The organism is Providencia sp. PROV141 (assembly GCF_028481645.1).
GTDB lineage: Bacteria > Pseudomonadota > Gammaproteobacteria > Enterobacterales > Enterobacteriaceae > Providencia > Providencia rettgeri.
Genome location: NZ_JAMPPR010000008.1, coordinates 399,224 through 412,746, shown reverse-complemented (window position 1 = coordinate 412,746; position 13,523 = coordinate 399,224). Strand labels below are relative to the sequence as shown.

Genomic DNA, 13,523 nt, shown 5'->3' with positions numbered 1-13,523 from the left:
ATTATGTTAATTCTCCCTGCGTGAGATATCCTCTCTTTTTATCTAACTCATTAAAATTCATTCACTAACCGCTGGTATTTGTTAAATGTTATGAGACAATTAAGGCGGTTTTATTGTTTGATTTAAAATGATTTCAGTAAACCTTGCTTATCAATCTATTCAATTGCTTTAGCCGACGAAAAGGGGAGTCACACATGAGGATCAATGCGTTAACCATAGCCGGAACAGACCCATCGGGTGGGGCGGGTATTCAGGCAGACTTAAAAACGTTCTCTGCGTTAGAGGCTTATGGTACGAGCGTGATGACAGCATTGGTGGCTCAAAATACTCGAGGTGTGCAATCTGTTCAAGACTTACCCCCTGAATTTGTGGCGGCACAATTAGACTCGGTTCTCAGTGATGTGCGAATTGATAGCGCAAAAATCGGTATGTTGTTTAATCAAAGTAATGTCGCCGTTGTGGCGAATGCGCTGAAACAATATTCTATCCCGTATGTGGTATTGGACACCGTCATGGTGGCTAAAAGTGGCGACCCGTTGCTATTACCAGATGCGGTTGATGCGCTGCGTCAACAGTTATTACCCCTCGTTTCTATTATTACACCAAATCTACCCGAAGCAGCGGTATTGTTAGACGAAAAAGTCGCACAAACAGAAAGTCAAATGCTGACTCAAGGGTATAAATTGCTTGAAAAAGGTTGCCAAGCGGTATTAATGAAAGGCGGGCACCTAAGTGATGCTGAAAGCCCAGATTGGTTAATCACACCAAAAGGCGAATGGCGTTTTACTTCTGTTCGTATAAATACTAAAAATACCCATGGTACAGGGTGTACTTTGTCAGCAGCTTTGGCTGCGTTGCGCCCTCGTTGCGCGGATTGGCAAGAAACCGTTACGCAGGCTAAAGCGTATTTACAAGCCGCGTTAGAACAAGCGGATAGCTTAGAAGTTGGAAAGGGAATAGGTCCTGTGCATCACTTCCATGCATGGTGGTAACCTTAAAAGATTGAAAGCCCAAATACTCGGGCTTTCATATTATGCTTTAAGTTAATAAGTTACATTGAGGAGGTAACCGGCACTGAATGGCGTTTGGCTGCACTGAGAACGTAAAGGTATCTCCCGATAGTGGCTCACCATCAAGGTTTAAGATCATATCGTGAGGAGATGAAATTTTTACCCATGATAATTGCTTTTCAACTAAGTGTTCGTTTTTATCAGCTGAAAATAAATTCGATAAAAATGCGGGTATCACATCCCTTGCAGGAATAATCAGTAAATTTAATGCACCGTCATTAATGAGTGCCTGTGGTGTCAGTTGCTGGCCTCCACCTGCTTGCCGGCCGTTTCCGATAGCGATCACTAACGTCTCCCCCTCCCAACTAAAATTTTCCCCTTCAATATGGCAAATGTCCGTTTTCAGTGTGTCAGGACGCAGTAAGCCATTTATTACGTAAGCCGCTCCTCCTAACGCCGACTTTAGTGCTTCTGGTGTTTCGGTGGTAATACGTGTCCCAAAGCCGCCAGTGGCCATATTGAGGAAATAATATTGCTCATTAACTTGGGCAATATCAATAGGCACAGCTTTGCCTTTTAATGAGAGTGCTAGGGCAGATTCAATATCCATTGGAATATTCGCGCTAGTGGCAAAATCATTTGCTGTGCCCATCGGGAGGATCCCTAAAGTAGGACGGGACTCGCTAGGGAATTTCATCAGGGTACTGGCAACCGCATTCACAGTACCATCACCTCCGGCGGCAATGATGGTATCAACACCATGTTTTATCGCCTGAGAGATAAAATAATGCGTATCATCCAGCTCCCAAGGAATACGGACTTGAATTTGATGGCCTTCTTTACGCAGGTGAGTAATGGCTTTTCGCAGCTCAATGTGATTGGCTTGTTTACCATTAAGAATAACCATGGCTGACTGATATTGATTCATAAATACCCATCCATTTGGCTTAACGTATGTCAAATATTCGTTAAAACGAGTATAAATGGATTAATAAAATATGGATGAGCTTTTTTTCGTTTTTTTACAGAAATAGCGTTAACAAGAGAAATGAAATAAAAGTAGTAGATAAAAGAAATGGCTAGCTCAAGGGAGATTGAGCCAGCCAAGGAGGTGGTTCCTAGTCTTATTTTATGACTTTCTAGTTCTTCGTTTTCGAGAGTGACTATACGATATCGAATAACCAATTGATGTGATCTGTTGCATAAAATTGGATATTCAGCGCATTTTTTAATGAAAATGTCAATAACGCGAATGATTATCATATAAGAAAAAAGCATATAAAGTGAAATAATATCGTTTTATAGGTAAAAAAAAAGCCAAAATATCAAAGTATTAAACGATGAGATTTTGGCTTTTAGTGAACAAGTTATTTAAAAATAACTAAGTGGCGATTAGCCCGCAATTTGCTTTTCTGGCTGAGTTTGATGAGGTGCCCGGGTGTTTGTTCCTGCTAGATTACGGATCAACAAACCAAAATTGACATCAACATCTTCAGGGATTGGTAGATAAACCACATGGCCGTTGCCTGGTGCAACATCAATCGCTTCGCCTTTGCGGTTTGTTAAAGCGTCTAAGGTAAAGACAATATTACCCGCAGGTGTCATCATCTCTAAGCTATCCCCAACGCTAAATTTATTTTTTACATCAACTTCAGCCATCCCATTGACACGTTTGCCGGTAAATTCACCCACAAATTGCTGCGTTTCAGAAACAGAGTAGCCATATTCATAGGTTTGATAGGCATCGTGGGTGTGGCGGCGTAAGAAACCTTCAGTATAACCACGGTGTGCTAAGCCTTCTAAGGTAGATAGCAACGTTGGGTCAAAAGGTTTACCGGCGACAGCATCGTCAATTGCACGTCTATAGACTTGTGCAGTACGAGCACAGTAATAAAACGATTTTGTACGGCCTTCAATTTTTAAGGAGTGAACACCCATTTTTGTTAGGTTTTCAACGTGCTCGATTGCGCGTAAATCCTTTGAATTCATGATATAAGTACCGTGCTCGTCTTCAAAGGCGGTCATATATTCGCCCGGACGTTTGGCTTCTTCTATCATAAAGACTTTATCGGTTGGCGCACCCGCACCTAAGGTTGGCGTCACATTTTGTACTGGGATCGGCTCATGCATATGGACAATGTTACCCACATCGTCTTCTTTACCTTCTTGGACGTTATATTCCCAGCGGCAAGCATTGGTGCAAGTCCCTTGATTAGGGTCGCGTTTATTAATATAACCAGAAAGTAAACAACGGCCGGAATAGGCCATACAAAGGGCACCGTGAACAAACACTTCAAGCTCAATTTCCGGTACTTGTTGGCGAATTTCAGCAATTTCATCGAGGGATAATTCGCGCGATAAGATCACGCGTGTTAAGCCCATTTGTTTCCAGAACTTCACCGAAGCCCAGTTAACCGCATTGGCCTGTACAGATAAATGAATATCCATCTCAGGAAACGCTTCACGAACCATCATAATAAGGCCAGGATCAGACATAATCAGTGCATCTGGGCCCATTTCAATGACAGGGGTTAAATCACGAATAAAAGTTTTTAATTTCGCATTATGAGGGGCAATATTCACGACCACATAAAACTTTTTACCCAGCTCATGAGCTTCTTGAATGCCTTTGGCTAAGTTTTCGTGATTAAATTCGTTATTTCGTACGCGTAAGCTGTAACGAGGTTGGCCTGCATAAACGGCGTCTGCGCCATACGCAAAAGCGTAGCGCATATTTTTTAACGAACCGGCAGGGGATAAAAGCTCTGGTGTAAACATGGTTATTCTCTATCTGATGTCAAGTCAGCACTCACTCATACGAGAGAGTGTTTTTAAGGGATGGGGATTTTACTCCTATTTGCTAAAAAAACCAAATATCCCACAAGAATAGTATGTCTATTGATTGCTTAACATTCATCCCAACGGTAGCCAAGGCCATAGATTGAACGAATAAAAGTTTTTTCGTTATCGAGGGACTCTAATTTACGGCGTAAATTTTTGACGTGGCTATCAATTGTGCGGTCCGTTACCACGCGGTGGTCGTCATACAAGATATCCAGTAACTGGTCGCGAGAAAATACCATACCTGCATTATCAGACATAAATTTGAGCAACCGAAACTCAGCGGGTGTGAGTTCAAGTAACTGAGAGCCGTAGCGTACTTGAAAGGCATTCTCATCAATAATAAGTTTGGTTTGGTTATTGCTAGTCGTTATGTTTGGTTGGCAACGACGTAAAATCGTTTTGACACGAGCCACAACTTCTCGTGGGCTAAAAGGTTTACAAATATAGTCGTCAGCGCCGATTTCTAACCCTAATAAACGATCAATCTCTTCAGTTTTTGCCGTCACCATAATAATGGGAACATCACTGAATTTTCGCAATTCACGACATACTGAAATGCCGTCCAGGCCCGGTAACATTAAATCTAATAAAATGAGCGCAGGTTGGTGTTCTTTCACATAGTCAATGACTTCGTCACCACGCGCAATTAATGCGGGTTGGTAGTTTGCAGCTTGTAAGTAATCAAACAGCAGTTGGCCTAGTTTGGGTTCATCCTCCACAACCAAAATAGGGGTATTGCTCTGTTCAGCCATGATCATAACCCTTTATCTTTTAATTGAATCGGTAAATTGATGGTAATTTTGACACCTCCTAATGATGACGGTGCTGCAGAAATTGTACCATGGTGAGCCTCAACAATATTATAGCAAATGGCCAGCCCTAAACCGGAACCACCACTGGCGCGATTACGTGAGCCTTCAGCGCGATAAAAACGCTCAAATAAATGTTGGCATTGCTCAGCTGTAAGCCCCGGGGCGCTATCTTGCCAAATTATACAGAGCTGGTGTTGGTCTTGTGTGACTTGGATGGCAATTTTACCTTGTGGATCTGTATAGCGTAAGCTGTTTTCCATTAAATTATAGAACAACTGAGTGATGCGATCTGGGTCGGCAAACACGTAGCCTTCTGCAATAAATTGCCGTTCAACTGAAAGCTGTTGGTCTTCTAACCGCCAGCGAGCTTGCCCTATTGCCATTTCAATTAAAGGAATAATATCGGTAAGTTGCATGCGATAAACCAATGAGCCTCTATCCGATAATGAGAGCTGGTGGAGGTCATTAACTAGCTTAATTAAAGTTTGGGTTTCATTGAGTAGGGAATTGATTGTTTCGGGAGTGGCTTGACGGACACCATCTTGCACTGCTTCTAATTCGCCTCGCAGAACTGACAACGGTGTGCGGAGTTCATGGGAAATATCCGCCATATAATCACGACGCATTTGTTCATTTTTTTCGAGGGTCGAGGCAAGATGGTTAAAATCTTTAGCCAGTTGCCCTAGCTCATCGCGGCCGGATTCAGGAACCCGTGTGGCAAAATCACCATTGGCGAGCCGGTTAGTGCCCTCGAGTAACCGCTTAATCGGTTTTAAAAAGCTACGGGCAAGGAACAATGTGGCAATCAGAGCCACAAACAAAGACAGCCCAGCGATGATCCAACTGGTATACATTTGCTTGGTATCAAAACGGCGGTCAAGGGCGCTGCTAATTCCTGTTTCATAACTGGCAACAAGCCAGCCGACGGTATCGCCATTGCTAGTCACAATAGGTTCACGGAGAACTTTACTCGGTAAGGGCGTGTCTTGCCCGAAAATGAGTCGGTCTTGTGTATCATAAACCCAGAAAATGGTTCGCCAGCGTTGGCGCATCGGGCCGCGATGTTGTTGATGTTCTACAGAGCGCAAAATGCGAAAGAAAATGCGCTCATTACCAATCAAAAAAGCCCAATTGCCCATTTCTTCATATTGTTCCGCAAGGGCAGAAGAAACCAGCTCAACACGTTGTTGATCATTTTCTTTAATATAATCAATAAAACCGTGCTGAAAACTCATGCGTACGCCTTGGTGCATAATCACCACGAGCAGCAAGCATGTCGCAAAAATAGCCAGAAAGAGCCGAGTACTCACGCTATTCAACCTAAGCTTCATGGGTATCCTCCGCAATTTGCTGCGTTACTGATTTCTTGCGCTGCCAACGTTGTCTCAAGCTATCAAAACTTAAATACACCACAGGGGTAGTAAATAAGGTCAGCAATTGGCTCATTATTAAGCCACCGACAATGGTGATCCCGAGAGGTTGACGCAATTCTGCGCCATCACCACTACCCAACATTAACGGTAATGCACCAAAAATAGCGGCGAGTGTTGTCATTAATATAGGGCGAAAACGTAATAAACTGGCACGGAAAATGGCTTCTCGGGCCGTTAAACCTGCGGTTCTTTGTGCTTGAATGGCGAAGTCGACCATAATAATCGCATTCTTCTTGACGATCCCAATTAATAGCATGATGCCTATTAAGGCGATTAAACTAAATGGCGTATCGAATAATTCAAGAGCTAATAATGCCCCGACACCTGCAGAGGGTAGGGTTGATAAAATAGTCAGTGGGTGAATATAACTTTCATATAATATACCCAGTACCAAATAAACGGTCACAATGGCGGCTAAAATTAAAAATAATTGTGACTGCAAGGTTTCTTGGAATATTTGTGCCGTTCCTGCAAAAGACCCTCTTACCGTCGATGGCACGCCAAGTGCAGTCATGGTTTTTTCAATTTCGACAATGGCATCATTTAAGGTATAGCCGTCCGCGACATTAAACGCGATAGTGGATGAAGCTGATAGCCCTTGGTGATTCACACTTAGCGGTGCATTTGCGGGTTGCCAACGTGCAAAATAAGACAGTGGGATAGCGTCGCCATCTTTGTTGATGACAAACATTTTGTCGAGAGCACTGACATCTTGCGTATATTCAGGAGCAACTTCCATCACGACTTTATATTGGTTCATCGCCTCATAAATAGTGGAAACTTGGCGTTGGCCAAATGCGTTGTTAAGCAAACTGTTAGCTTCACGGACATCGATACCTAGCTGGGCCATTAAGTCCCTATCGTAGGTGATCGCCATTTCCGCGCCTTTGTCTTCCTTATCCGAGTTCACATCTGTCAGCTGTGGCAATTCACCGAGTGCTTTACGAATGGCGGGTTCCCAGTCACGCAATGCAGAAAGTTCATCTGCAAGCAAGGTAAACTGGTAACTGGCATTGGCTTGTCGGCCTCCCACACGAATATCTTGTACTGGCATCATAAACAGGTTAGCCCCAGGCTCATTGGCTAATTTCATGCGTAACCGATTGATGACTTCAGCTGAACTTTCAGTACGTTCACCCAGTGGTTTTAATGAGATATACATAAAACCGCTGTTGACCCGGCTACCGCCAGTAAAACCGGTGACATTATCCGTCGCTGGGTCGGCTTTAACTTGCTGCATAAAACGGGTCATTTTTTCTTTCATTGACTGGAATGAAATGCTTTGGTCTGCGCGCACAAAGCCCAGCACTCGGCCAGTATCTTGTTCAGGAAAGAAAGTTTTCGGAACGGTGATATACAGGTAAACATTTAAGCCGATTGTGGCAAATAGCACTGCGAGAACACTCCGGCGATGTCCTAGCACCCAATTTAAAGCGACACCATAACTTTCTTGCAAACGCAGTAATACACGTCCAAATCCGCGATGCTTGGCTTTGATGTTGCGAGGGCGTTTCTTCAGTAAATAAGCACACATCATGGGGGTGAGCGTTAGCGAAATCACCAATGAAATACCGATAGCGGTTGCAAGGGTAATGGCAAATTCGCGAAATAAGCGGCCGACCAGCCCATCCATTAGCAATAGGGGAATAAAAACTGCTACTAAGGAAATGCTCATGGAAACGACGGTAAAGCCGACTTCATGCACACCTTTAACCGCGGCAATAAACGGTTTTGTGCCATTTTCGATATGACGTGAGATATTTTCTAATACCACAATCGCATCATCGACCACAAAGCCAGTCGCAACCGTTAGTGCCATTAATGACAAGTTATTTAAACTAAAGCCACATAAATACATGGCCGTAAAAGTCCCAATCAATGAGACGGGGACGGCAACGGCAGGGATCAAAGTAGCGCGACCTGAACGTAAGAATAGCAGCACCACGAGGATCACCAAGGCAACGGCAATCAGTAGGGCGCGCTCAACTTCTGCTAAAGACGCGCGGATGGTCGGTGTTCTATCTTGTGCCACTTTTAACTCGATGGCGGCGGGGATCATGTCATTGAATTCAGGTAATTCATCACGAATACGGTTAACCGTTTCAATGATATTGGCACCCGCTTCACGACGAATGACAATCAAAATAGCCGGTTTACCGTCTGCCATACCTGCCGCACGTACGTTTTCAATGGAATCTTTAACATTGGCGACATCACTGAGTTTAACGGCATTGCCTTGGCTATAATGAACAATAATAGGCCGATAATCTGCGGCTTTTTTTAATTCATCATTGGTCTGTACCTGATAACGTTTTTCGTCATCATTGATATAGCCTTGCGGTTGGCGAACGTTAGCACTGCTGATGGCTGAGCGCACGGCATCAAGGGAAACCCCTTGGTTAAATAGGGCAGTTGGGTTGAGTTCAACACGCACGGCAGGGAGTGAGCCTCCCCCCACAGAAACTTCACTAACCCCTTCAATTTGGGCTATTCGTTGGGCTAAACGCGTCGAAGCAATATCATAAATTTCGCCAGTATTTAGGGTGTCTGAGGTCATGGTCAAAATCATAATTGGCGCATCAGACGGGTTTGATTTGTAATAACGTGGACGGCTTGGCATACCGCTGGGTAGCAGGTTCTGTGCGGCATTAATTGCGGCTTGAACTTCCCGTGCAGCGTTATTAATGTCTTTGTCGAGATTGAACTCAAGGGTAATGGTGGTTCGCCCAAGCGCACTGCTTGAGGTCATTTCGCTGATCCCAGCAATACTGCCTAAAGAGCGTTCAAGTGGCGTCGCAACGGAGGACGCCATCGTTTCGGGTGATGCCCCTGGAAGTGACGCTGTCACGTTAATCACAGGGTAGTCCACTTGAGGCAACGGAGAAACGGGTAAAAACAGAAAGCTCAGGGCACCACACAAAGTAATCGCAACGCTGATAAGTGTCGTTGCAACCGGGCGGCTAATAAACAGAGCAAAGAAGCGCTTCATTATGACACCTGTGCCTTCTTCGCTTGGCGACGGTCTTTAAAGTAATGAGAAAGACGGTCGAACAATAAGTAAATAACCGGTGTGGTAAATAAAGTGAGGATTTGGCTCATAATTAAGCCACCAACCATACAAATCCCTAATGGTTGACGTAATTCTGCACCTACCCCAGTACTCAGCATCAATGGTAAGGCACCCAGCAAGGCCGCCATGGTGGTCATTAGAATTGGGCGAAAACGCAGTAAGCAAGCTTGATAGATGGCATCATAAGGGGACATTCCTTGTTCACGTTCCGCGGCAAGGGCAAAGTCAATCATCATAATGGCATTCTTTTTCACAATACCAATTAGTAAGATGATACCGATGACCGCGATGACATCAAGGTCTTTCCCTGCCATCATTAAAGCAAGTAATGCACCAACCCCGGCTGTTGGTAGGGTAGATAAAATGGTAATTGGGTGGATAAAGCTCTCATATAAAATACCCAATACGATATACATCGCTACAATAGCAGCGGCAATTAACCAAATCGTGCTGCTCAGTGCAGCCTCAAAGGCTAAAGTCGCCCCTTGGAATTGCGTTGTAATAGATTTCGGCATCGCAATTTGTGATTCGGCTAATTTCACTGCATTGACAGCTGACTCTAGAGAAGCGCCATCCGCCACATTAAACGAAAAGGTTACCGCGGGAAATTGATCGAGGTGATTAATGGCTAATGGCCCATTACCTTCTTGAATATTCACTAAAGTACTCAGCGGTACAATGGCACCATCAGTCCCTTTTAGACGGATATCATTCAACGCATCCATACCATCACGAGTTTGTGTGTCATGTTCTAATATCACACGATATTGATTTGACTGCGTATAGATAGTCGAAATCATTCGTTGGCCAAACGCATTATATAAGGCGTTATCAATAGCCGACATCGTGATACCAAAACGGCTTGCTGTATCACGGTTAACATTCACATAGGCAACTAACCCTTTATTTTGCCAATCACTACTGACATCGGTGAGTTCAGGTTGCTGTTTGAGCACATCCAATAACTGAGGAACCCAAGTGGTTAATTCTTCTAATGAACCAGCCTGTAAAGTAAATTGATACTGTGTGCGAGCGACTTGTGTATCGATGGTGAGATCTTGCATGGGTTGCAGATAGAGATTCACTCCAGCAATGTTATCCACGGATTTCTGGAGACGATCAATAATCGCTACCACTCTGTCTTCACGCTCATCAAGAGGTTTTAATGTAATTTGGAGACGAGCATTGTTTAATGTCGGGTTGCTGCCATCAACACCCACATAGGTGGTGACATTGTCGACCGCAGGGTCTGCCAATAATTTTGACGCGACTTCTTGCTGCTTTTGCGCCATTGCCGCAAATGAAATAGATTGGCGGCTTTCAATTGAGCCCTGAATAATTCCACTGTCTTGCAAGGGGAAAAACCCTTTTGGGATCCACAGATACAGTAAAACAGTCAGCACCATGGTGCCTAACGCCACAGAAAGCGTTAACCATTGGTGATTAAGAATACGCTTTAACCAAATTGCGTATCCAGCAACCATACGGTCAAAGAAGCGCTCACACGCTAGTTCAAAACGGTTATGCTTATGTTGTGACTCCGGTTTTAATAAACGCGCGCACATCATTGGCGTTAGCGTCAAAGAGACGACAGCAGAGATCAAAATAGCCACGGCTAGGGTAATGGCAAACTCGCGGAATAACCGGCCGACAATATCCCCCATAAATAACAGCGGGATTAACACTGCAACCAAAGAAAAGGTGAGGGAAATAATGGTAAATCCGATTTCACCAGCCCCTTTGAGTGCGGCGACTAGCGGCTTATCGCCTTGCTCTAAATAGCGAGAAATATTTTCAATCACCACTATCGCATCATCGACCACAAAACCGGTAGCGATGGTTAAAGCCATTAGGGTGAGGTTATTGACAGAAAAACCACAAAAATACATCACTGCAAAGGTGCCAACAAGTGACAGCGGTACGGCAATACCCGGTATTAAGGTGGCAATTCCATTGCGTAAAAACAAGTAAATCACCATCACAACGAGGGCGATGGCTAACATTAATTCAAATTGGACATCATTAACAGATGCACGAATGGTACTGGTTCTATCGGTTAAAATTTCGACATTAACCGATTTAGGTAAGCTTTCAATCAATTCGGGCAATAGCGTACGAATGGTATCTGTGGTTTCAATCACGTTAGCGCCGGGCTGTCGCTGAACATTGATCACAATCGCTTGCTCATTATTCGCCCATGCGCCTAAATAGGCATTTTCAGCACCTTGTGCAATGGTTGCAATATCGCCTAAACGCACAGGTGCACCATTTTGGAAGGCCACAATAAGTTGACGATAGTCATCAAGTGACTTCATTTGGTCGTTAGCAGACAGCGTTACCGCACGTGTAGGGCCATCGAAACTCCCTTTTGCGGAGTTGACGTTCGCATTATTAATGGCAAGGCGAATTGTTTCGCTATCCAGTCCTTTAGCAGCCATGGCTTGTGGGTTGATATTCACACGAACAGCAGGGCGCTGGCCGCCAGCTAAGGTGACTAAGCCCACCCCATTCACTTGGGATATTTTCTGAGCAATTCGCGTTTCAATAATATCCTGTACTTGCGTTAACGGCATTGCATCAGAGGTGACCGCTAAGGTGAGTACAGGTGGATCTGCGGGGTTTACCTTATTATAAATTGGAGGATAGGGTAAATCCGAAGGTAGTAAGCTACTGGCGGAATTAATTGCTGCTTGAACTTCTTGTTCGGCAACCTCTAGAGGCAAGGTTAGTTGGAACATCAGCGTGATAACGGATGCCCCGCCTGAACTTTGCGATGACATCTGTTTAAGCCCCGACATTTGGCCGAACTGGGTTTCCAGTGGTGCCGTCACTGCCGAGGTCATCACATCAGGGCTAGCGCCTGGATAAAGGGTAACAACTTGAATCGTTGGGTAATCGACTTCGGGCAGGGCTGAAACAGGTAAGAAGCGATAACCGACGATCCCTGCGAGTAATATAGCCACCATGAATAATGTGGTTGCTACAGGGCGCAAAATAAATAAACGAGAAGGCCCACCGCCTTTTAACATTTCAGGCCGCATCACGCTTTCTCCGCGCTATTAGGTTTACCTTTGCGGGGCTCTTTTTTAGCGATGCCTTCAGGGGTAACGACTTCGACCGTTGTGCCATCGGTGAGTTTATCAACACCATCCGTGATAACTTTGGTATTTGCCGCGAGCCCACTTTCAATAACCACTTGTTGGCTATCTTGCATACCCACGGTTACATTGTGTTTGCTGACTTTATTATCATCACTCAATATCCAAACATAATGGCCTTCATTGCCCATTTGCAGTGCAGCGGTTGGAATGACCACGGCATTCTGCAGCGTTTCAACTTGCATTTTTACGTTAACGAATTGATTAGGAAAAAGCTTTTCTTCTTCATTGGTAAAGCGGGCTTTTATTTTAAGAGTGCCGGTCGCAGCATCAATTTGGTTATCAGTACTGAGTAGCTCACCGCTTGCGATTAGCGCGATATTGTTTCTGTCCCAAGCTTCAATCAATACTTTCTCACCAGAGGATTGTGCCTGCTGGATCGCGGGAATATCGCCTTCAGGTAAAGCAAAAAGGACATCTGCGGGTTGAGTTTGCGTGATGACGACAAGAGGGGTTGAGGTTCCGGAAGAGATAAAGTTTCCAACATCCACTTGTTTTAATCCCACGCGTCCTGAGATAGGCGCAGTAATTTTACTGTAGGTTAATTGCAGTTTGGCATTATCAACAGCCCCTTGGTCGACTTTAATACTGCCTTGCGCCTGTAATACTGCCGCTTTTTGGTTATCTAACTCTTGTTGCGAAATCACTTTAGTGCCAGCAAGCTTTTGATAACGAACTAAATCTAATTGTGCATTTGCTAATGTTGCTTTGTCTTTTGCCAATTGCCCCTCAGCTTGTGATAGCTGAACTTCAAATGGGCGAGGGTCAATTTGTGCCAATAAATCTCCCTTATTAACGTATTGCCCTTCGGTAAAATACAGCTGCATTAACTGGCCTTCAACACGGCTGGTTACGGTGACAACATTTGCGGCTTGGACTGTCCCTAAACCTGATAAAAAGCGTGGAACGACTTTTTGTTCTGCGACGGCAAATTGCACAGGCGCTAAAACACGTGGTGGGCGGCCCATTGCACTTCGCTGTGAATTCGGTTTTGCTACGGTGTCAGTAGGTTGTGTATCTAGTTGTTTTTCTTGATGATAAAAATACCAAGAAGCGCCAGCTGCCGCAATAATGGCAATAAAAATGGCAGAGCGAATAAAAGGTTTACGTTGTTTTTGTTTATTCATTTTGGGTAATTCGCTTAACTCAAAAAAGTGGATGAGATCCGTCAGGCTGTATACTAAAAAACTAACAAA

At 44.4% G+C, this 13,523-nt stretch carries 8 protein-coding genes; 1 reads left to right on the top strand and 7 read right to left on the bottom strand.

What is annotated here, in order from left to right; genetic code table 11:
* The first annotated feature begins 194 nt into the window (after positions 1-194).
* Positions 195-992, top strand: coding sequence for a bifunctional hydroxymethylpyrimidine kinase/phosphomethylpyrimidine kinase (thiD, locus tag PSF09_RS08255; RefSeq protein WP_272664739.1), 798 nt, complete (start codon positions 195-197; stop codon positions 990-992).
* Between the two features lie 46 nt (positions 993-1,038).
* Here the strand turns inward: thiD and yegS are convergent, their stop codons facing one another.
* The 7 genes from yegS to PSF09_RS08220 all read right to left on the bottom strand — a co-directional run bounded on the left by yegS (position 1,039) and on the right by PSF09_RS08220 (position 13,454).
* Positions 1,039-1,938: a lipid kinase YegS gene (gene yegS / locus PSF09_RS08250; protein ID WP_272683749.1), complete on the bottom strand. Its 900-nt coding sequence runs from the start codon at positions 1,936-1,938 to the stop codon at positions 1,039-1,041.
* A gap of 464 nt (positions 1,939-2,402) precedes the next feature.
* Positions 2,403-3,788: a prephenate-dependent tRNA uridine(34) hydroxylase TrhP gene (gene trhP, locus PSF09_RS08245; protein ID WP_272683748.1), complete on the bottom strand. Its 1,386-nt coding sequence runs from the start codon at positions 3,786-3,788 to the stop codon at positions 2,403-2,405.
* Between the two features lie 128 nt (positions 3,789-3,916).
* Positions 3,917-4,612: a two-component system response regulator BaeR gene (baeR, locus tag PSF09_RS08240; RefSeq protein ID WP_272683747.1), complete on the bottom strand. Its 696-nt coding sequence runs from the start codon at positions 4,610-4,612 to the stop codon at positions 3,917-3,919.
* The gene (baeS, locus tag PSF09_RS08235; RefSeq protein ID WP_272683746.1) at positions 4,609-5,997 is read right to left on the bottom strand and encodes a two-component system sensor histidine kinase BaeS; all 1,389 of its coding nucleotides are present in this window, start codon (positions 5,995-5,997) and stop codon (positions 4,609-4,611) included. Before baeS ends, baeR begins: the two co-directional genes overlap by 4 nt.
* Entirely contained in the window at positions 5,987-9,088 is a 3,102-nt protein-coding gene (gene mdtC / locus PSF09_RS08230) for a multidrug efflux RND transporter permease subunit MdtC (RefSeq protein WP_272683745.1), read from the bottom strand. Before mdtC ends, baeS begins: the two co-directional genes overlap by 11 nt.
* Positions 9,088-12,210, bottom strand: a complete 3,123-nt coding sequence (locus tag PSF09_RS08225) for an MdtB/MuxB family multidrug efflux RND transporter permease subunit (protein WP_272683744.1) — start codon at positions 12,208-12,210, stop codon at positions 9,088-9,090. Before PSF09_RS08225 ends, mdtC begins: the two co-directional genes overlap by 1 nt.
* The gene (locus tag PSF09_RS08220) at positions 12,210-13,454 is read right to left on the bottom strand and encodes an MdtA/MuxA family multidrug efflux RND transporter periplasmic adaptor subunit (protein ID WP_272683743.1); all 1,245 of its coding nucleotides are present in this window, start codon (positions 13,452-13,454) and stop codon (positions 12,210-12,212) included. Before PSF09_RS08220 ends, PSF09_RS08225 begins: the two co-directional genes overlap by 1 nt.
* Positions 13,455-13,523: the final 69 nt, after the last annotated feature.